Raw genomic sequence first — 21551 nt, 5'->3', positions numbered from 1 at the left:
ACCGTAATTCAATCTATTTTCCTTGTGGACTCTCTAACCTTAATCCCATGCGGTAAAATCATGCGATTTGATCCACTCATTGTTCCCTTCAGTATTTGAAGCAGCATGGAAGCAGCTTCGTAGCCGAGAGAATAAGAATCCGTATGAACAACTGTTAAAGCTGGCGGTACTAGTTCTCCCATATTATCCTGGCTAAAACTAACAATGCTCACATCGTCAGGCACCTTTAGCTTTAATCTTGTCAAAGCACGAACCACTTTTAATGCTGAGACATCATCTTGCACAAGGATTGCAGTAGGCCTTTCAGCCGAATTCATCCATGTCCAAACGATAATATCTTCCTCGTCCTTTTCGGCTGCCATACACCAGTCTGGATTCGGTTCAATACGCGAGCTTTGTAAAGCCAATTGGTAACCCTTCATGCGATCCGACTGGACAGCGACGTGAACAGGAGCGTGAAGTAGGGCAATATTCCGGTGGTTCAGCTGAATCAGGAAATGTGTAGCATCCCATGCTGCCTGAAATTGATCGTAATCGACGGCATTGATATCTGCGTGCTCCATATGACTTCCAATGAAAACAAAGGGGATCCCATTCAAAATTAATTCGGATATGACAATATCCCTTTCACTTGAATAAAGGAGGATAAGGCCATCCATGCTTCGTCCTTTGTATCGGGACTCAATTATTTGCAATACATCCTTCTCGCTATTCCCAGCTAGCAGCAATACATTATAGCCGCAATGTTGCGCTGACGATATGATTCCTCGCAACGCTTTAATGGAATTGAAGTGCAAATTTGCTGCTGGATTAGGAAGCAGGACACCCATGTTATGACTAGCCTTTAATGCCAAGCCTTTTGCGTGTAAATGGGGTTGATAACCGTGTTGATCTATGATCCCCATTACTTTCAATCGCGTTTTCTCGCTGATTCTTGAGTCGTTGGAAATGACTCTCGACACGGTCGCAATAGAAGTGCCGGCGAGCTCTGCAATATATTTGATTGTAATTGCCATAAAGTCAACCCTTAACCGAACCAAGCGTAATTCCCTTCACGAAATACTTTTGGAAAAAGGGATATATAATCAATAACGGAAGCATGGATATGAAAATTTTAGCTGCATTTAACGTCTGATTGGATAAGCTCGTCAGCCGTTTTGCCGATTCCGCATCTACTTTGGACGGGTCAATGACGAGAGTGACTTGGCGTATATAAGATTGCAAAGGATAGTTTTCATTTTTGGTCATGAGCACAAGTGCTTGGAAAAACTCATTCCAATGCCCGACAATCGTAAACACTAGAATCGTTGCCAAGACCGGGGTAGAAAGAGGCAAAAAGATACCAAAAAGGATGCGCCAAGGTCCTGCGCCATCAATTAATGCGGATTCTTCCATTTCCTTCGGCAAATTTCTAAAGAAATTCATAACCAAAATGACATTAAAAACAGGTAGCCCTCCACCCAGAACGAGTCCCCAGATCGTGTTGATTAAGCCAAGGGATTTCATGGTCATGTACCATGGGACCAAGCCGCCTCCGAACAGCATGCAAAAAATGAGCAGCCACATAATGATATTTCTCGGCTTAAACTCTTTAGAGGTTTTGGATAGCGGATAGGCCATTAATAGTACGATAAAGAAAGTAATAACGGCACTATATAATACACGCTGCACGGATATGAAAAATGATTTGAAAAACTGGCCATCATCAATGATCGTTTCGTAGGAACCCAAGGTTAACCCTTGCGGCCAAATAAAAACTTCACCCGCAGCCACTGCTGCCCTGTCGCTCAAAGAAACGACTAGCGTATACCAAACAGGCAGTATGCAAAGCAGCGTAATGATGATAAGCAAGAATATGTTGAATCCATTAAATAGCCTAGATGGAACCGAGCGTTCTTCTACCATGATGATCACATCTTTCCGTTAAAAAATTCTGTAATTCGCAAACCGATAGGCAAGCCCGTAAGATACTGAAATGAGAACGAGACCAACAACAGACTTCAGGAGGCCGACGGCAGTCGCAAGACCATATTGCATATCAAGCAAGCCGGCTCGATAAACCCAAGTATCAATGATATCGCCCGTTGAATAGACCGATGGATTGTAAAGATTGAATATTTGATCGAACCCAGCATTCAGAATATTTCCTAAGCTTAATGTGCCAAGCAAAACCGCAACCGGCAATATGCTAGGGAGGGTAATACTCGTCAACCTTTTAAACTGGGAAGCTCCGTCTATCGCTGCTGCTTCGTACATTTCAGGGTTAATGGATGTTAACGCGGCAAAATAAATAATAGCTGCGAAACCAAATTCCTTCCAAACGTCACTAAACACGACAAGCCAAGGAAAGATATCCGCATTAGCGAAAAACAAGGTTGGCTCTACGCCAAATAGAGAAAGAATCTGGTTAATGGGACCTGAGTAAGATAGGATATCCAACATAATTCCTGCCACGATAACCCAGGATAAAAAATGGGGCAAATAGACAATGGTTTGAACGGACCTAGTAAACAGCCTGTTTTTCACTTCATTTAACATGAGCGCAAAGATGAGCGGGAAAATCAAGTTACCAATCATTTTTAACAAGGCAATGAAAATCGTATTTTGGAATACTTGTTTGCTATCATCCAGTTCGAACATATACTTAAAATTTTCCAAGCCGATCCATTCGGACTTAAATATGCCTAAGCCTGGGTTGAAATCCTTGAATGCCATTAAAACCCCGTACATGGGAAGCAAATTAAAAAAGGCAAGCCACAGCAATCCGGGTAGGAGCATCAAATAGTAGTGTTTATAAATACCTCGGTTAAGCATATCTCTATCTCCTTAAAAGGATAATCAAGGCGGGTGAACGATCCACCCGCCTTGATCATTCTGCTTTATTTCAACTCATTCACTTCTTTAGTAATTTGGTCTCCGCCCTGTTCATTCCACTTTTCAACGAAAGCATCGAACTCTTCGATCGGGGCACTGCCCATAATAATTTTCAAGAAGGTCTCATCTTCGATTTTCTTTAAGTTGGTCCATTTTGTTTGCATGGTTTTGGTCTGTGCCGTTGCAAGACTCTTCACATAATTGATGTCCGCATCCACAAACGTTGAACCGCCATTCAAATGTGAGTAAAGATGGGTGAAGAAGTCGGGATCTTTTTGTTGGTCCCAATATTGAATGTCATAGTTGTCAAAAGGCTCTTTTTTCACATTCTTCACATGGGATGCAAGCTCATAAGCAAATCCGTAATTGAGTTTGTCCACATCTTCCAGCTTCATTTCGCCTGTAAGAACCTTTTGCGTGGATTTCACGGCATATTCCAATTGATCGCCATGACCCATAATAAGGAACAATGGAATTTCCTGGGAAGTCAATTCTTTGCCCACCGCTGTTTTATAGCTTTCTTCTTTTTCCGATACATGAATATTAAGCATTTTAACGACAGCCTCTGGGTGTTTGTAGGTTTTCTTCACAACGATGTACGAACTACCCGTAGTTTGGTTAGAGTTAAATTTGCCCGACTCATCCACTGGCGCCGTGTATGGTCTCCAGTTGGCATTCGGATCGTTTTTCATGGAATCCATAAGGTTGTACGGTGCCCACCATGGACCGAAGAAAATACCTGCTTGACCGCTGGTTATTACCTCTTGCGTGCTTTTTCTCAAACCGATCTCTTTATCCAGAATGCCGCTCGCGTACCAATCCCGCAGCTTGACCAAAGATTCCTTCGTCTCAGCAGTAGTAGAACCGTATACGGCATTCCCGTCCTTATCTTTTACCCAAATGCCCGGATAAGCATTATTGGAGAAGAACACAGGCGAGAAATTCATGAAATGGTCGCCAGAGGTAAGGAAGGTAGAATAAAGAGTTCCGCCTTGCTGGGTACCCACTATGCCTAACGTTTTGTCTCCACCCATTTTATTATCGATAAAAGCTTTTGCGATTTTTTCAAGATCCTCTAACGTCTTGGGAGCTTCCAAGCCTAACTTATCAAGCCAATCCTTACGAATCCACGTCATCGGTGCCGAAGGCAACGTTGTTTCAGGCAGGGCATACAGCTTGCCGTCAAAGGTAACGCCTTCGAGCAATCCTGCATTGGATTCATAGATTTGCTTCAGACGGTCTGCCCCAAACTTATTGTATACTTCCGTCAAATCCGCCAGCTGGTCGGCTTTAACCATTTGTCTTAGCTGCGTTTCGTTAACCAGCATGGCATCGGGCAAATCATTGCTTCCGATGGCTAAGCTTACCTTTTGGCCATAATCGACAGTCGATGCTTCCCACTCATGTTTGATCACAATGTTATAGGAGTCCTTCAGCCAACGCGTATACAGGTTATTCTCTGCTGTATCCTCGCCCTCGTACTTGTAAGTCGGATCAATCCCCCTGCCTATCGCTACTTCAACCGGCTCTGGAAATTTCTCCAATGGATTAACTGCCACGTCCGTCTCTGGATTGTTGCTTGGTTGGCTGCTTGATTGGTTGTTTGGATTCTCATTTGGCGAGTTGCTGGCACATGCGCTCAAACTCAGCGCAACAACCAGCCCGACCGCCAAGGTTTTGAAATTCTTTTTCATTTTCTTTCCCCCTACTGCAAATTTAAATGAACGTCTTTCGCTACAACTTGATTATAATACCTCGAAGAGGTGATGCGTGTTAGAGGATACAAGAGGGATAGGTCGAATATACGATGAAAATAAAAAGACGCCCGAAAACTGTCTACCCTGTTTTCGGACGAATTTCTACCTAGCATGCAGGAGCTCAAAAACGAACCTATCACACTTGTTTGTTAGCCTGTCTATAGTCACTTGGCAGAATGCCAATATGCTCCCTAAACAAGCGGCTAAAATACTTTTCATCATTATAGCCAACCTGTTCGGCAATCCACTGAATGGTTTTAGTCGTGTTTATCAAATAATGCTTGGCTCTTTCCAAGCGAATATCACGCAAATAATCCGTATAGGTTTTGCCTACGATTTGTTTGAAGCATTGGCTGAAATAACTGCTGCTCATATTGACGATCTGCGCCATTTCTCCTGCCGATAGGGATTGATTCATCATTAACTGAGCCATATTAGCCGCCTTCGCAATGCTGTTCTGAATTTCCTTGGAATATTGGGGCTTGCTATTAGCCTGATGGATGGCATCCCTTACGTTGCGCAACCAGCCTTCAAACTGCGCATAATAGGCGAATGAATCATCCATTCCAATGGGATCAATCAATATTTGCTCATACAATCGATTCCATTCATCCGACAAGGAAAAGAATAATCTAGTTAATCTTATTGGCGGAAGCTTTATGGCCTTCAGCTCCTGAAGCATCGTTTCGAAAATGTGATCCTCGTAGATCCAATCCGGTGACAGCCACTTCCGCTTCAGCTTGTTCAAGTCGTAATCGGCATTCTCTCCTAAAGCTGTAATCCCGCCATTATGAACAAACGGAATAGACTGCAATGGACTATAATCGTAAAAAAATTCGTTCCTTCGATAGACGCGAGTAAGCTGCACGATTGATTTCCGATCCAGCTCTTTCAAATCACGAAAGCAGATGATGGCATAATCAGCACTTGAAGCTATAGAGTCCGGTGGCAAATAAGTCATTCCCCATACCCCTACATCCAATTCTATGGCGCCTTTGGGCAGCGTGAAATCCATTGCCGAGTCGTCGTTTTGCCCATTCAAGATGTAGATCACGTATAGTTCATCGACTTGATCGAATTCATCACGTTGGCTGTCGTACCCTGTGGATTTTTTCGAATCGAATAACGATGAAATTCTACCCAGCACATCTTTGAATTGTTCCTTTTCCAGTTGTGTCTTAGCGATATAATCGATAGCTCCAATCCGAAGTGCCTCCTGCACGTATTCGAAGTCCTGATGCAGGGTCAGTACGACAATTTGGATACTCGGATGTATCCTTCTTACTTCCTTCATCAATTCAATTCCCGACATGACCGGCATGGACAGATCTGTAAGCAACAGATCTACCTTATTCGTTTCCAAGAACTGCAGGGCGTTCTCGCCATTGTTTGCCTCCCCTACAACAACCATCCCAAACTCCTGCCAGGGCATAAAGCTGACTAATCCCTTACGAACGATTTTCTCATCATCTACAATTAATACCTTAATCATAATTGTTGTTCACCTCTAAACACAGGCAAGCTCATAGAAACGACGGTCCCTTTACCGATCACGCTCTTAATATGAAACGTTGCTTGCTCTCCATAATTGGCTTCCAGTATGCGTTTGACATATTTCATTCCGATGCCCATCCCTACTTTCTGGCTGTCCATGGAATCATCATTCAGTAATTGATCGATTTTATCCGGCAGCATCCCGGCGCCGTTATCCTCAATCGTAATTTCAAGCTCATCGTTTAACCGTATATCCACATGAATATATCCATTATCGCTTACTCCGTGATAAAGGGCATTCTCAACTAAAGGCTGGAGAATAAACCGTGGAATCGACAGCATCATCGCATCGTCATCCACATCGATATCCACATCGAATTGAAAATCGTACCTGATCTTCTGAAGCTGCAAATATTCTTTTAGCGCATCTATTTCCCTTCCAATCGTGGTAGCCTCACCCGACTTGCCAAGATTGTATTGCAGGAGTTTATTTAAAGAAAGCGCCAGCTTGTCGATTTCCTCCTGCCCATTGATCATCGCGAGCCAATGTACGGTGTCTAGCGTATTCATTAAGAAATGAGGGTTAATCTGATACAATAGCGTTTCAACCTCTAAATTCGCTCTTCTCTTTTCTTTCTGTTCAATTTCTTCGTATAATTCCCAAATCTTTTTTTTCATCGCTCGGATCTTAAACAGCAAAAAATCAAATTCAGGTATATGGGTTAAATCCGTATTCTCCTTGGAATTGGATTGCACCAGTGTTTTAATTTCCATATTGAACTTCTCTAGTGGCTTGTATACCATTCTTGACAATAATAAAGCGAGAATGACTGCCGCAAGCTCAAATATTAAGAAATAAACGGTTATTTGAAAATACCATTGGGTTTTTTCCTGGTTCAATACCTCTTTTGGCAATATGGAAACGATGCTCCAGCCTTGATTGCTCGTTTCTTTATGCCATATATATTGCCCATATGATCCTGACACGGTCTCGGCATTTTCGATGGGAAACATTCTGTTTAGCGGAAATTGCTCTTGGTCCTGGCTGAACGTTATTTTACCTTCATTATCAAGAATAAGCAGCCTTCGTGACTTATTGGAAGGATTGTCGGAATCAAATAATTTGGCGGTGGCATTAAAGCCTGTCTCTATGTATAAATAAACGTCTTGATCCAGCCAATTCACTTTACGCATGGTGCTAAAGACTAATTGATTAATCGATCTATTATTGCTTTTGTGAGGGCCGAAATAAGTAATCTCGGGATATATCGCCATAACTGGCAGCTGTTCCGGATTAAAGGGATCTCTGACTGGAAAATTCTCAAAATCATACTCTTTGCTATTCTTGAAGTAATACATCGTTAATCCTATATTTGGGTTGGAGAAGGTGATCACGTTCAGCTCGCTCTTCATCTCGTTTCGAAGCCTTATCCGCTCGAAAGGCTCCGTTTCATTTTGCAGCTGCTCAAGCAGTTTGTTCGTTCCGCCCCCAAAAGTGATTTGTTGCAAAACATGGTTTAAGTTGTTTAATGTGTTTTCCATCGTCAGTACATCTTGCCTTAAGTTGCTCTGGATGGAACCCTCGACTTTATTGACAAGTATGGAGTTAATCGTAAATAGCGATGCAAGCCCAAGACAAATAAACGGAACCAGAATAATGAGTATGAATATCGTAATAATTCGATTTTTAAAAGTGAGCTGTCTATAGCGTTGTAAGAAGTTTAGCTTCATGGTGTCTCCCCCCAATCTCTTGAAATTTTATCACGGATCGTACAGATTTAATAACAGAAAAACAATAACCCCAATTACCTTGCGGTAATGGGATTATTGTTACATCCGCTAAGTATTCAAAACGGTGGAAATAACTTTTGCTGCTTCAGCGCGTGTAAGTAGAGAGGTTGGTTCAACTGTGTTATCGCCCGGTGAAAACATTGGACCTGTCGGACAGATCCCGAGTGCCCTTAGGCGGATTAACAGTCTCTTAACCGTTCTATTCCATCTTATAGCTTATTGAACAAATTCAAGATGGCTTGCGCGGTTTCCGCGCGGTTGGCGTCAGACGATGCATCAAAGATTCCGTTTCCTTTTCCTTGCAGAAGTCCTGCAGCGATGGCTTTATTCACTCCTTCTACTGCCCATAAAGTGATGCTTGAGCCATCCTTGAGACCGGCTGTTTCTTGACCAGTCACTGCAATTGCACTGTTCTTGTACTCATAGGCACGAACGAGCAGTGCCGCCATTTGCTCACGGGTGATTTTCGCGTTTGGATCGAATTTGGTCTCCGTTACTCCCAAGACAAGCCCTGCTTCATAAGCAATCGCAACTTCTTTCGCATACCATTGGCTCGCTTGAACATCGTCGAACGGAACTGAGCTTGCCGCATTCGCCAAGCCTAACGCCCGCACCAGCAAGGATGTGAATTCAGCGCGGGTTGTGTGTCCATTTGGCGTGAAGCGCGTATCGCTTGTGCCGTTAATGATATGCTTCGCAGCCAGCACCTCCAGCGTCCGAGAAACCCAGTGGTTCGAAGGAACGTCCGTGAATGACTTCGCGTATTCCAGCACTGCATATTTGCTCAGATGCGCAAGCGTAACCGTCACGGTATTCTTGGCAGCATCTACGCTGCCTCCTACATATTCCCACTCTTTGCTTGCTTCATTGTAATAATAAATGCCTAGCAGGTCTTCATCGGCATCATTGCGATAAGGCAAGGCAATTTCAACTCCGCCACCTGTATTACTGATCTCGATGACTTGGTTGTCATGCTTCAGCTTAACGGTTATGTCATAGACCACGCCTGCAACTTCTACGTGCGCTTGACCACCTTGGGCTGGAGCATTCGCCATATCGCCGGCAGTTACTGGCGCTACGGTTACTTCAATATTTGCCCCGGACGGATTCCCCGCCTGAGCCAGCCATTGCTTCAGCGTATCCGCTTGAATCGTTAGAACCGCATTCGCGGCTTTCACCTGCAGGGATAGTCCGCCGATATCCCGTACGGGAATGGACTTCGATGTGATACCACTGCCGAACTCCACAATCGCCTTGTCTCCATTCTTAATTACATCTGTTGGCGCCGGCGTCGATGGTCCTGGATGGCTAGGGGGATTCGTTGGCTCCGGATTGCTTGTTGCCTGGCCGCTAATCGTAATCGACTTCGTTCCCGCGATGCCCGAACCATCGGCTGCCGTCGCCTTCACCGTAACGGTGCCGTCGCTCACTGCAGTCAATAAACCCGACTCATCGATCGTTGCGCTTCCCGTTCCGTTCTCGGCAGACCAGATGACCGCTTTGTTCGTTGCATCTGCCGGCAGCGCCTCTGCTGTTAGCTGAAGCGTACCGCCTTTAGTTGTGATCGCGTCATGGCCGTTAATATTTATCGTTTCAACAGATATAGCCTCGGTCTCCATAGACATAACGATTACCGTAAAGGTTTTCGTATCCGTCACTTCGCCTTTCGTTAATGTTGCAGTCAAAGTAACAGTGGCGTTTGCCGCACCTGCTAATGGACGAACAACTGCGCCATCTGCATGAATGATCCCAGGATTGTCGCTTGACCAGGAAACGGTGACATCATTTAACCCCGTTGTTGGCAGTGTTATGTTTTGTGTGACATGAGCTGCATTGTTGCCTGCAGCATAACCCACTTCGAGGGCTGCCGCCGCCGCTGCTACAGTGGCAATATCCGGATCATCCTTGAGAATCCAATGAGCATAGAAGCTGCTGACGGATGCGGTCGACCAGTTGCCCTCAAATACTCTGACGCCGTCACTGTTGTAATACTGTTGGCCGTTTCCGCCAGTGTTCGCGTAGAAGCCTTGGAAAGAATATTCAGCCTTTTCAGGGCGGGTGATTCCTAGTGGCAGCTTGCCGCCATAGTTGACCGAAATGCTTTCCGTACCGCCTAACCCGCTCTGAGGATCCAGCGAAATACGGTAGGTATCCGCCGTAAAGCGGGCGTACAATGTCAAGTTTCCGACAGAGTTGGCTGCAACGCTGGTTCGCTTTGAGCTCGGCAGGAATTCCGAGTCGGTATACCAGCCATTGAAACTATACCCATCCTTGGGGCTTGGCTCGGCCAGGTTAAACGTCGGCGTTTCAAAGGTATAGGCGACTTGCTGGCTGCCTGGCATAACGGCAGATCCGCCACCGTCCTTATAGGTGATCGCGTAAGATAAAGCATCCCACTTGGCGAAGAGCGTTGTCGCCGCCGTCACGCTATCGGAGCCAAAGCTCCACGCATTATTATAGGCCGAATCCTTGTACCATCCCGCGAAAGTATATCCGTTTCTGACTGGCTGTTGCGGCGCAGTGATGCTGCTGCCGCCAGCCACGTTAGGGATGGACATGACCGAACTACCGCCCTGAGAGTTGAACTGGACGAGGAATTTGTCGGCTTCCAGCTGGATCCAACCGGCATAGAGAGTCATGGCGTAAATATGACCGTCGCCGAGAGTGTTGACTACGGGAGCGTTGAAACTATACTCCTGCGTGAAAGTCGAATCGGTATACCATTTTCCGTCGAAAAGATAACCGCTGCGAGTCGGGTCGGTTGCCGGCCGAATCGCCTTTTCCCCTTCGCGAACATATTGATTGACGACCGAGCTTCCGCCCGATGTGTTGAAAATCACGCCATTGCGCCCCGGCGGGAATACGTTGCTGCTTGCGAAGCCGATATTGTTGCCTGCGGCAAAGGTCGTATCCCAGTTGGCGCCAGTGTTGATGCCATAGCCCGAAGCTCCCGTACCATAGAAATATAATTGCTCATTATTCAGCATTGAAGCGGTAATCGCCGGTTGACCGGATTGTTGACCAGTGCCCGAGTTGTTTTGGGTATTGAAGATGATTCCGCCTACGGCAGCCCGAGGCATACTAATCTTATACCAATGCGTGTCGACGCCATTGTATTTCAGTCTCGTCATCGTACCGCCAGGCCATCCGCCGAACAACTCAGGGTTGTACGTATAGGTCCTCACTCCGAAGGTGTGGGTACCCCAAGCTTGGAAATTCGCATTACGATTGATCGACAAATATACATTGACATGCGTTGGCTCTGCGACCGGCGGAACGACCGCTCCTACAGGCTCGACTCTTGTGTAGGCAAACGCTTTGGTGATCCAATCCCCATCGACTGTCCTGCCCACCAACGTAACGGTAATCGGCTCGTTGTAGTTGCCGTTCACGGTGATGATGTCATTATGAGCAAAGCTCACAGCATCGCCGTTATTAATAGCGTAGCTGGCACTCGTCACATTGATGGCGGACATCCTGAGCTTGAGCTGATTGCCGGTAAAGCTGTTACCGGCGAGCACATCGTCATCGCTCGGCAAAGCAGCCAGAACGGCGGAGGTTGCGACCTTCTTCTCCATTAGAACCACAAGGCCGGGGTTGCTGCCGGTGTCAGTGTTATTAGCTTTTGCAGGATTTCCTGGAAGGGTACCACTGATTCTGCCGTTTGATACAGTAAAGATGTTGGCCGGATTCAGTGCATTAGCATAGAAGCCATCCTTTAAGAAACTCACAGGCACACTGCCTAGAACGCGGTCGGTTGTACTGGTGTTGAGCAGCACCGCGCCTCCGCCGTCCGCGGTTGTGCCGCGCTCGATCATGACGGCATTGTTACCGAGGCTTACCAGATTCTCGTCCCGTCCCGCCATAGCGTTGTGGAACTTGTTGACCGCCACCACTTCGGGATGGCTCCACTGAGGCCGGTTATTGTCTACGTTGTCTGCAGTCAGTACGCTGGTTCTCTGGCTGCCGTCAGCGTTGACATTACGGGCAAAGAAGAGGGGGGATGCGTCCTTGCGGGCGGCAATAATGGCCCAGCCCTGTCTGATCTGCTTCGGGCTGAAGCTCAGGGACTCTCCTTCGTTGTTGTAGGTGTCGTGGGATTCCACCCAGGGTACCAGTTGGTCGGCCGACAGGCCCTCGGCCGCGTAATCCGCCCATTTGTCGAGACGACCGATGTCCCCCACCTCGAGGACGCCACGTACATCATGCCCGTACTTGGAAGCAGTCATGTCGATATACTTGGCATAGCCTTTCATCCTGTCGTTCTTGGGATCTCCCCCTTGCAGCACCTCGCCGTACTGGAAGTTCACTTTGCCATTCTCCTCAAAGTAGGCTTTAGCGGCGCCGGTCACATTTTTCACATAATCGCTTTTGAACTCCCCATCGGGATAACCCGCGGCAATGCTCGCCGGGGAAGGGGCGTCGTCGTCAAGCTCGATGTGCTTGATGGCGTCATAGCGGAAGCCGCTCGCGCCAGCGTCGATCATGTCCTTTAAGTATGCGATGTAGGAATCTTGAACAAACTTGGAGCCCGTGTTCAAATCCCTTAGCCCGCTGATCATATTCGGCTGGGTCAGAAGAAAACGGTCATTATAGCCTACGCTGCCGCTCACATTGTGGAAATAGGCGTTGTCATTCCACGGGGCATCCGAGTTGCCGGTACTGCCCATATGGTTAGGCACCACGTCGACGATAACCTTGATGCCAAGCGCTTTGGCGGCGGTGGTCAGGCTGACAAATGCATCCCTGTCGCCGTATCTGTTGCCTTTGCCTCCAGCGAGCATGTTGCTGGGTTGATAGGCAAAATACCAGTTGGCCCCAGAGGCGCTGCCCATGATGGGAGAAGTCTGTATCGCCGTGTACCCTGCGTCAGCGATAACCTGTAGGTTTTCCTCTATGACACTTAAATTCCAGTCAAAGGCGTGCAGGATAACGCCATCACGTATGCGATCCGGGATGGCGCTGTTCGCTTTGGTGGCCCCCGCCGTTACCGGTGCATCCGTTAAAGATTCGGCCTGAACCGTCGGCATGGTAAAGACCGAGGCCATCAGCACCAGAGTGAGAAGCAGACTGAGGAAACGTTTTCGGTTCAGCTGATTTGTTTGTTTCATGGAAATGTTCAATCTCCTTATTGATAAAATGTTATTGATAAGATAGGAATGATTCGTAAAAAGGGAATTTCACAGAAAACGATTTCACGAAAAATGTAGACCGTTACTTAAATACTGTGCCATGAACACCTCCGCCTTCGTAAAAAATAACCGGGTGTAACCGCATTCAAAAGGGACTAATCCATTACTTCAACATTATTGCGATGCTCCCAATTCTTCACCGAAATTTACATATAGCCCGTGGTGAATATATTTCCTCCTTAAATATACCACTGCTGAAATTTTTCCAAGGTAGAGATCGGTTGCGAGAGTAGGCGATTATTATGCAAAAAACAAATCCGTTCCGAAAAATATCTATCTTCTTTTCATTCGAATACCTAACTTAACCCGTGCCTATACTTGTTCTTAAGCGGTTTATTCGTTCATCGACTGAATGCAAATATAGATCTGCCTAAATTCAAAAAAGTCCCGATGTATATGAATACATGGGGACTCGCTTTGTTGTTTTAAGATATGGCCCGTATCCCAACGACCATTGCGGTTAATGGTCCCGACCTTACGCCGGCTAAAGAAAAGTCTAGGCGGGAAACGGCGCCAAGACTGCTTAAAGCAATTCGCGCGAGCATCAGCTTAAAGAACTGCACTCCTTAAGGCGCTCCAAGCCAAATAAACGCATACAGCTGCTACAATGAAAAAGGCGCCAGACACCTTCTTATTTCTCCGCATCTTTATTCCATATGAACCGAAGAAGATTGCCGCTGCTAATTTAGAAAGGCTTTGATAATAAGCATGGTCCGAAAAATAGGAACCGCTAAGTACTATCGATAGAAGCAAAGCGGTTAGAAGCATTATTTTGAACCACATCGGTTCGCTTAAAAATTGCCTATATATCGCTTTAATAGGTTGCATAAGAGGAAGCTTCCTTTCTCATTTAACTTACATCTGTTATTATACTGCAAGATTTGAGACTAAAACGAAAAAACCTGATAGATCAATGATCTTGATCGTACCAGGCAGCCTTTTTGACTCACTTATAAATAATCTTTACATACTAAGGATAGCTAGACAAAACCTATCGATTCCTAGATCATCAGTATTCAGTTCATGAGCGCCATCAAAAACTTCTAAACCTATGCGGTCCTTTATTTTCAATTGTTCATAGGACTTAGCCACTTTATCCATCTCTTCAAGCGCAAGCACAAAATGAAACAATTCATCTCTTTTCCCAATCTCAATATGCAAATATCGCGGACAAATTAATCCACCTATTTCTGCATCCAGAAAGGTGTTTCCAGAATTAAACCACGTAAAGTCAGGCAAATCGTATAGAAATCGGTTGTTGAAAAAGCAAGATGAGTATGCCGCCTTGATCCGAGTATCCACAGCGGCTGTATATAGCGTATAAAACCCTCCATACGATAATCCGATCATACCTACTTTGGCAGCGTCAATATCTTCCCGTGATAATAGATAACCTAAACTCATCTGAATTTTATGGATTTCTACAGCGGCAATGGAACTGCCAAGCTGTTTCACCTCCGCTGCTATTGTCTGTTGTAAAATCCAACTCATCCAAATACTTTATTTGCCTCTTGGGAACATCGACAGTAGCTTCTATCATCCAATCCGGGTCTGTAATAATCCAAAGCTTTCCGTCTCTTATTCCCCAAGGCTTGCCATCCGTTGTACGGTATAACACTTCTGCCGTACTTGTCGCATTGGGATTAAGCACCTGTACCTTTGTTCCATCCTCTAATTCCGTATATTCGTTCGTAAAATATTGATCAATCTCTGGCAAATCACCAAGGTTTTTACGATAACCCATGTAAACAATATTTCGTTTGCCATTCTTCAGACTTCCCTGAGCTAGCAAACCTGCACCGTAGAGTGTCGTAGCTGGATCGTCCTCCAAGCTGACAACCATAACATTCGTTGACGCACCGGGATCAAAGGTTGGAAGAACCCATTTATTATCAAAGGTTTGCAGCACAGCTGTCCCTCGATAATCATCGCCTGCAAGCACGATATTACGTCTATTTATCATCCACCATGACTCACCCGCTGGATAAACGAAATACGGCTCCGGTTTATAGCTTTCAATATGGTCAATAGATTCAAGCGTAAGAATACCATCCCTATATTCCTTAACCAATCGAACTGCACCGGTTTAGCTGTATAATACCCATAAGCCTCTTGACAGGAAGTGTAAAAATCGCAATTAAATAAAAAGTCATATATGCCTTTACTACCCGTATCCAAAAGTAAGTCAAAATGATTAAACATCGTTTCTTTATCTGGATAACCCTTTTCCCCAGATTGATATTTGCGTTCCATATTTTCATCCAGCTGAGTCTCCGTCGTTAGAAACCATAAGGTTTGTGCCGATTGCTCAGCAAGAGAAAACGTATACCCCGAAACCTCTCTTACACGATACTGAGTGTCGCCATAGATCTCTCCTCCAATTCCCGCAAATCCTCCATTCTGTTTATCATTAACAAAATATTTCCTCGGTGTTGATACATGCTTAAACACGACAGGTACGTCAACGACACTTGTAATCACGTCTGATAATTTCATCAGATAGTCGTTATAGGATCCTTCTCTGAAATCCACAAAATCATCCCACAGGATGCCGCGGTATGCATCTGCCGTATAAACAGCGCTGGGGTTTTCCTTATCTACCAGATACAGCTTATTGTCCCATATTTTCCGATTTGAAGAGCTTGAATCCATCACTAACAAAGGGATACACTTAATCGAGCAAATTACAGACTATTTGGCTGCAAATTTAAGTGAAGTATTATCTATGACTCACATTATGGATAGATTTCAAATTTCGAGCACTCATTTAGGAAATCTATTTCGCAAGCATCACGGAGTAACATTTGTCGATTATTTAACCGCTCTGCGCATTGATAAAGCGAAGGAGCTTATGAAAATTCATCCCGATATGCCCCTAAAAGAAATTGCCGATATTACAGGATATACGGATCGACACTATTTCACCAAAGTATTTAAACTAGTGACAGGCAAATCCCCGACAGATTATAAAGAGCAGCTTCTTCATGAAGAGGTAGGTGAGTAAAATAGGCAATTCATGGGCGTGTTTGTTGTGAGGAGGCTCAAGAGCTGAGTTAAGGCAGGAGGACTTCAAGGGCATGTATAATAATATTCGTAATAAACGTAAACCTGTTTGACAATCTATTAAGTTAGCATAAGCGAATTAAAACCCGCGGGAGCCATCTCCTTCCAAGATTTGAGTCAATGTTACAAAAACGAAGGAGCAAGCCGCCTGTAATCGTTTAGCTCCTTCGTTTTTAGCATCTACCAACGCTTCACAAACAAATTGTGCGCACGAGAGCTCTTCGCACAAAATAAAATACTAGGCAAACTATTGCAATTTCAAATAAGTAACGAGCCCGTTATCCTTTTATACTCATCCATTAACAGCATACCGAACACTATATAAACCTTCTAATTTGGTCGAGGGCTTATATGATTCTAGCTGAGTAACTGTACGTCCTTCGGGTAAAATAACATTTGGATAAATACGAGTTTCAATAATATCATCTGTTATCGATAATATTTCAACAACTACTTCCACAACTTTCCGATCCCCCAAATTAAACACGATAATAGGTATTTCATCATCAGGTCCATAAACAATATCTACATTTCCGCTGCCTGCTAATACATTTTGAAACACCATACGATGCACATAGTATACCAACTTAGGCTGCCCAAAGTAATCAATTAAAGGTTTTTGATAGGTTCCTGTGTTTGGGCCACCGCGCAGGCAACACCAGGAAAAGCCATCATAATCAAGCCAACGACTTTTACGGATTACCTCATAGGCTTCAAAAGCTTGCCATGCTTGACTTGTCTTCCATTCATTAAATTCCAGGGTGCGTCCTATGGAACCTTCTTCATATCGCCATTCATAACTTCTAACCTGATAGGTGGGCTTGCCCTTATGAAGATCCCAATTGGGTTGACCCGCTGTTTCATCGTGTTCAAAATTAAAATATGCTCTATATTTACTGTCAATAAAACTTTGAATATACGATGTTGTATCCATATAAGCAGGTAAGTTTTGTTTCTCGACATTTGGCCATTGACGAAGCGCAGGCCAATCATTGCCATACCCTAAAATATAATCCATATTGCCTCTGCAGATTAATGGTGCAGTCCAGATTGGATCACAATTATCGACTGGATTTCCTTCATAGTCGATGGTTCCACTATCATTATAGGGATTTAATCGACGGCTATCTGCTGAAGGAGATATCAATCTGCTAGTATCCAAAGGTGTGATGATATCATAAATCTTGTGATACATCTTCATTACAGTATTCCAATTTTTCCATGAGGGATGATTGGATGGCTGCCATATAACAATTGAGCAATGATTACGTACTTGTTTGATACAGGATGCCATACCATAAAGATCCAAGTTAGTTGCTGAAGTCAGCCTTAGCCATGCAGAAGTCTGCCAAACTAACATGATTCCTAATTGATCTGCATATTCACAAACACGAGGATCATTTATTCCTCCCATTCTCTCATCATGTACGCTCATTCTAAAGCCATTTCCGTTCATTTTACGTACCATAAGCATTTCTTCTATATAATACTCCGCTGGTGGACACTTTTCCCATGCAGCAATGGTATCCATAGGAGGTCTTGCCCCAAACAATAGAGGAGCCCGCAATAGTTCAGGCTTTCCGTTAATCCTGAAAATCCCGCCTTCTTGGCTTACAGTCCGTATTCCTGTTGTAAGGACATAATCGTCACATTTATTATTTTCGCTATCATATAATTCAACGACTACCTTATATAAATTCGGATGATCGCTTGTCCATAAGTTCGGAGAAACAATCTCCAAGTTCCCTTCCGTTATTTCTGTCAAATTAGCATTGGTAACGGTTGTCCAGTTCTCTTGTGCACATATAGGTCCATCCTCAGGAAACCACGGCATTATTTTTACACATAAGTTATGATTAGTAACATATGAAGAGCTTAGTCCTTTTTGCGTTTTTACAGAAATTTTAACCTTTTGGATTGCAGCATATTCATGAATAGAATCTGTCCATGTGAATACATCTTCAATATAAATACTAGGGAGAAGATCTAAATGCATACGACCTGCAAACCAGCCTGTATACAAATCTGTATGAGAATGCGTCATCTTTTCTGAGTCTTTAATTTTATCGCTGAATACTTTTACCGCAATGAGATTTTCGCCTGCCCTTAAGAATGACGTGATATTCAGCATACGCATATATTCATCTTTAATTAATTCTGCAAGTTCTCCATTGATATAGATTTCGCCGCCAGGTGTTAGACTCTCGATATATAACTCTGCATAAGGAGGTACTTTATCTATGTATACTTTCTTTCGCATGAGAATATCTTGACCGGCATATCGCTCTCCGCCATGAACAATTGGTAATGTTCCCTTTGACCATCCGGAATTGTCATAATCTAATTGATTCCACCCATCTGATAGGATTGGTGTTGTAAAGTCCTCATCAATATAGGTTTCAATACTAAACGGTTCAAACTCATTCTCTGTAAGCCGTTTATAGCTTACACCCCATACACGTTCTATTTTTAATCCTTTCTTGCCGGATACTACCCATTTTGAAATGTTATCTTCGGTTAAGTCAGAAAATTCAATAAAATCAGCTGCTACGTTATCATTTAAATAGAGATTATATTTTCTATTCACAAAATCAAGTTCAATTTTACATGTAATTTCACCATTGATTATAGGTAATGTGATTTTCTTGCCATCCGTTATGTAATACGGATTTTTTTCTGAATCAAAACCGATGGTTACAGCTTCACCAAGCGAGAAAACAGAATCTTCAACAGAACATTCGGCCTTAAGTGTCCACTCTAAAAAGCAATTCCAATCCTGTAATGGCAAATCGATATGAAAAGAAGTTTCATCGTTAAAGCAGAGACATTTCTCGGTAATACAAATATTTTTATTTTCTTTCCATTCTTGATTTTGCTCACTTTGTCTTTTTTCTTTTCCAGATCCATACCCCACCCAGGTCCATTCATCCAAAACGATTCTTTTTCTATGCTCTGGCAGGGGCTGAGATTTTATTTTCCCTAAAACAGCGTTTACTTCACTTGCAGTAACAATTGGGTTATATAAATCAACATCTTTAAGATTCTTCTCCATTTGATTGGCATATTCATTGAGAAACGATATTCTCTGCCTTGTATCAAGTACAGATGTTTCTCCTTTAAAATCAGTTTCACCGTTTGCTTTAGTGTCACGGCTGAAATATCTCAGTTCAAAACTCTTCGATATTGTTTTCATTTCTTAAAAACTCCCTTCGTCCTCCTTGATCTGCCTTTTATCCATTGTAAGGTTTTTCGTCTCCTCGGAGGATGGATAAAAACATTTATTTCATCGAGAAATCGCTCCACTTACAAAGCTTAATTTTTCGATGATTGTTTTTTTAAAAAGGGATTGATATGATTGCACAAACATCTTATACCAAGAGAAAACGCTCAAGGAGAAGATTGATCTATGGCGGTTAACTTGAACGATATTACATTGAAAATACTATGGGTATATGACAAACCCACCCATCAGGGTTGGAACGGACCTCGTATAAATACATCGATCCACAGCTTCTACTGGATTCACAAGGGAAGAGGTCAATTTATTACTGAGGCAGGCTCATTCGAGGTCGAATCGGGTATGCTCGCTTATCTCCCGCCTGGCCAAAAAGTGCGCATGATAGCAAATAATGAATTTCCATTTCATATCATTATGGTACTGTTTGATTGCATTGCAGTACCTTATAAAGACAAACAATGGGAGGAGCTATATAATCTCCCCACGCTAGGGCTTCCATTCCTAGAAAGGTTTGAAAAACCATTGGCAAGTCAAATCGATAATCTCTTCGTTCAATTAAATAATCGATTTATTCCGGATGTACATAGCATTGAAATCGAATGCAAGTGCTATCTACTCTCCCTGCTCTCCAAACTTATTAACTCGGATGAAGTGACAATCGAAGATAACAATGGCAAGTACATTTATGGAAAAGTTAAAAGTCAGCTTGAAATGTTTTTCCATATGGACATTAAAATCGGCGAGTTGTCTAAAAGTCATGCTGTATCCCCATCCTATCTAAGAAAACTATTTGTGAGGTATGCTGGCGTTTCCCCAAAAGCTTATTTAAACCAACTTCGGAATGAACATGCACTCCATTTATTGCTGCGTTCAAAGGAAACGATTAAAGAAGTTGCTGCCGAGTGTGGATACTCCGATGAATTGTATTTTAGTACGATATTCAAACAAATGAACGGCGTTTCTCCTAGTGAATTCCGCAAGAGACACTTTGCTCATAAAGCAGAAGTCGCAAAATAGAGATGCTGCTATTAACAACATCTCTGCAACTATTGTAATGATTATAAGAGATTCGAAATACCTTGCAGATACGCACAGTGCACTTCCACCTTTATAAACCTGCCTTCTCATAAAGCAAATCAAGTAGCAGACTAACTGCCTCGGCCCGCGTCGCTTGGGCGAGCGGAGCAAACAAATTGCCTCCCCGCCCCTGCAACAGCCCTTGATCGACCGCTAGCATCACCGAAGACTTCGCCCAGTCCGGAATCTTCGCCGTATCCACGAAGCCGGGCACAGCTCCGGTTTTCGGTTGTACGCCCAGCGCGCGAACGATGATCGTCGCCAGCTCCGCCCGGCTGATCAGCCGCTCCGCCCGGAACGTTCCGTCTTTATAGCCATGGATGAGTCCGAATTCCTCTGACGCTGCCACGGCCTCGACTGCCCAGCCGGGAATTTTTCCGCTATCAATAAAGCTCATGCCTCCCGACGACTCCAGTAGAAGCGCCCGAGACAACATCGTCGCGAACTGAGCTCGGGTTATCGGACGACTCGGTCCGAAGGTGCCGTCCCCGTAGCCAGACACGAAGCCGAGCTCCACTGCCGTGCGGATTTGCTCCTCCGCCCAGTGGCCGGTTATGTCGGTCAGTCCGGTACGTTTTTGTTCATCCGTGAATGCAACGTGATCCTCTAACTTCGAACTTCCGATTGCGAGGGAGGAATTCACCAATTTCACCTCCTTTAGCATAACCGACGAATCTCCACCGCGAATGCGCTTGAAGTTTAATACTGCCAGCTTGGCGTCGCCGTTTACCCCAGCAGCACTCCCCACTTTCGTATGTGCCAGCAGGATTTGACTTCCTTTCCGCATCGGCTCCAGCGTAAAACCGCTTATGTCCGTTTGTGCCCCGATCAGCTCCAGTCGGAGCGGGTCATATTCAAACACCAGCTCATAGGCGTATACATCCTTCAATCGCTTACCGAGCACGGTTACCGTCAGCAGTCCGTCCTTCTTGACGGCTGTCAGATCAAAGCTCGCCTCATCGAAGTCCGTCGTTTGCAGCTCCGTGGCCCGCACGACAGCAGACGGGGATGCACATGCAAACGACAGCAATAACACCGTCAGAGCCAGCCAGATTCGTCTCATGA

14 protein-coding genes are annotated in these 21551 nt (G+C 44.4%); 2 read left to right on the top strand and 12 right to left on the bottom strand.

Annotated features, from left to right (window positions below; genetic code table 11):
• Positions 1 to 8: 8 nt before the first annotated feature.
• From AC0YN3_RS07295 to AC0YN3_RS07250, 10 genes are all read right to left on the bottom strand, one after another.
• Complete coding sequence (locus AC0YN3_RS07295) at positions 9 to 1016, bottom strand: LacI family DNA-binding transcriptional regulator (RefSeq protein WP_475774456.1); 1008 nt, start codon at positions 1014 to 1016, stop codon at positions 9 to 11.
• 4 nt (positions 1017 to 1020) lie between these two features.
• Positions 1021 to 1905: a carbohydrate ABC transporter permease gene (locus tag AC0YN3_RS07290; protein ID WP_475774455.1), complete on the bottom strand. Its 885-nt coding sequence runs from the start codon at positions 1903 to 1905 to the stop codon at positions 1021 to 1023.
• 18 nt (positions 1906 to 1923) lie between these two features.
• Positions 1924 to 2814 (bottom strand): ABC transporter permease, encoded by an 891-nt coding sequence (locus AC0YN3_RS07285; protein WP_475774454.1) that lies wholly within the window; start codon positions 2812 to 2814, stop codon positions 1924 to 1926.
• Positions 2815 to 2879: 65 nt separating this feature from the next.
• Positions 2880 to 4568, bottom strand: coding sequence for an extracellular solute-binding protein (locus AC0YN3_RS07280; RefSeq protein ID WP_475774453.1), 1689 nt, complete (start codon positions 4566 to 4568; stop codon positions 2880 to 2882).
• 199 nt (positions 4569 to 4767) lie between these two features.
• Positions 4768 to 6123 carry a response regulator transcription factor gene (locus AC0YN3_RS07275; RefSeq protein ID WP_475774452.1) on the bottom strand — a complete coding sequence of 452 codons (1356 nt, stop codon included), beginning with the start codon at positions 6121 to 6123 and terminating at the stop codon, positions 4768 to 4770.
• Positions 6120 to 7856 carry a sensor histidine kinase gene (locus AC0YN3_RS07270; protein ID WP_475774451.1) on the bottom strand — a complete coding sequence of 579 codons (1737 nt, stop codon included), beginning with the start codon at positions 7854 to 7856 and terminating at the stop codon, positions 6120 to 6122. Before AC0YN3_RS07270 ends, AC0YN3_RS07275 begins: the two co-directional genes overlap by 4 nt.
• A gap of 269 nt (positions 7857 to 8125) precedes the next feature.
• Positions 8126 to 13027 carry an InlB B-repeat-containing protein gene (locus tag AC0YN3_RS07265; RefSeq protein ID WP_475774450.1) on the bottom strand — a complete coding sequence of 1634 codons (4902 nt, stop codon included), beginning with the start codon at positions 13025 to 13027 and terminating at the stop codon, positions 8126 to 8128.
• Positions 13028 to 14071: 1044 nt separating this feature from the next.
• Positions 14072 to 14563, bottom strand: a complete 492-nt coding sequence (locus AC0YN3_RS07260) for an alpha/beta hydrolase family protein (protein ID WP_475774449.1) — start codon at positions 14561 to 14563, stop codon at positions 14072 to 14074.
• On the bottom strand, positions 14520 to 15071 hold the full coding sequence (locus tag AC0YN3_RS07255; protein WP_475774448.1) for a hypothetical protein: 552 nt from the start codon (positions 15069 to 15071) through the stop codon (positions 14520 to 14522). Before AC0YN3_RS07255 ends, AC0YN3_RS07260 begins: the two co-directional genes overlap by 44 nt.
• Complete coding sequence (locus tag AC0YN3_RS07250; RefSeq protein ID WP_475774447.1) at positions 15068 to 15769, bottom strand: hypothetical protein; 702 nt, start codon at positions 15767 to 15769, stop codon at positions 15068 to 15070. The genes AC0YN3_RS07255 and AC0YN3_RS07250 overlap by 4 nt, the downstream gene beginning before the upstream one ends.
• Positions 15770 to 15833: 64 nt before the next feature.
• On the opposite strand from AC0YN3_RS07250, the gene AC0YN3_RS07245 reads away from it, so the two are divergent.
• Positions 15834 to 16112, top strand: coding sequence for a helix-turn-helix domain-containing protein (locus tag AC0YN3_RS07245; RefSeq protein WP_475774446.1), 279 nt, complete (start codon positions 15834 to 15836; stop codon positions 16110 to 16112).
• A 351-nt stretch (positions 16113 to 16463) separates the two neighbouring features.
• Here AC0YN3_RS07245 and AC0YN3_RS07240 read toward each other — a convergent pair whose 3' ends face one another.
• The gene (locus AC0YN3_RS07240) at positions 16464 to 19364 is read right to left on the bottom strand and encodes a glycoside hydrolase family 2 protein (protein WP_475774445.1); all 2901 of its coding nucleotides are present in this window, start codon (positions 19362 to 19364) and stop codon (positions 16464 to 16466) included.
• Between the two features lie 213 nt (positions 19365 to 19577).
• On the opposite strand from AC0YN3_RS07240, the gene AC0YN3_RS07235 reads away from it, so the two are divergent.
• The gene (locus AC0YN3_RS07235; protein ID WP_475774444.1) at positions 19578 to 20426 is read left to right on the top strand and encodes an AraC family transcriptional regulator; all 849 of its coding nucleotides are present in this window, start codon (positions 19578 to 19580) and stop codon (positions 20424 to 20426) included.
• Between the two features lie 91 nt (positions 20427 to 20517).
• Here the strand turns inward: AC0YN3_RS07235 and AC0YN3_RS07230 are convergent, their stop codons facing one another.
• Positions 20518 to 21549 carry an S-layer homology domain-containing protein gene (locus AC0YN3_RS07230; RefSeq protein ID WP_475774443.1) on the bottom strand — a complete coding sequence of 344 codons (1032 nt, stop codon included), beginning with the start codon at positions 21547 to 21549 and terminating at the stop codon, positions 20518 to 20520.
• Positions 21550 to 21551 lie beyond the last annotated feature (2 nt).

The sequence above is a fragment of the Paenibacillus sp. J22R232 genome (genome assembly GCF_056269165.1).
The sequence above is the reverse complement of the archived record's forward strand: the minus strand, read 5'-3'. Positions and strand labels throughout refer to the sequence as shown.

Coding starts and splice junctions, on each gene's coding strand:
- AC0YN3_RS07255 (WP_475774448.1), bottom strand. CDS start 15,071: ATGATAAATAGACGTAATATCGTGCTTGCAGGCGATGATTATCGAGGG.
- AC0YN3_RS07280 (WP_475774453.1), bottom strand. CDS start 4,568: ATGAAAAAGAATTTCAAAACCTTGGCGGTCGGGCTGGTTGTTGCGCTG.
- AC0YN3_RS07295 (WP_475774456.1), bottom strand. CDS start 1,016: ATGGCAATTACAATCAAATATATTGCAGAGCTCGCCGGCACTTCTATT.
- AC0YN3_RS07290 (WP_475774455.1), bottom strand. CDS start 1,905: ATGGTAGAAGAACGCTCGGTTCCATCTAGGCTATTTAATGGATTCAAC.
- AC0YN3_RS07265 (WP_475774450.1), bottom strand. CDS start 13,027: ATGAAACAAACAAATCAGCTGAACCGAAAACGTTTCCTCAGTCTGCTT.
- AC0YN3_RS07270 (WP_475774451.1), bottom strand. CDS start 7,856: ATGAAGCTAAACTTCTTACAACGCTATAGACAGCTCACTTTTAAAAAT.
- AC0YN3_RS07230 (WP_475774443.1), bottom strand. CDS start 21,549: ATGAGACGAATCTGGCTGGCTCTGACGGTGTTATTGCTGTCGTTTGCA.
- AC0YN3_RS07275 (WP_475774452.1), bottom strand. CDS start 6,123: ATGATTAAGGTATTAATTGTAGATGATGAGAAAATCGTTCGTAAGGGA.
- AC0YN3_RS07235 (WP_475774444.1), top strand. CDS start 19,578: ATGGCGGTTAACTTGAACGATATTACATTGAAAATACTATGGGTATAT.
- AC0YN3_RS07240 (WP_475774445.1), bottom strand. CDS start 19,364: ATGAAAACAATATCGAAGAGTTTTGAACTGAGATATTTCAGCCGTGAC.
- AC0YN3_RS07285 (WP_475774454.1), bottom strand. CDS start 2,814: ATGCTTAACCGAGGTATTTATAAACACTACTATTTGATGCTCCTACCC.
- AC0YN3_RS07245 (WP_475774446.1), top strand. CDS start 15,834: ATGACTCACATTATGGATAGATTTCAAATTTCGAGCACTCATTTAGGA.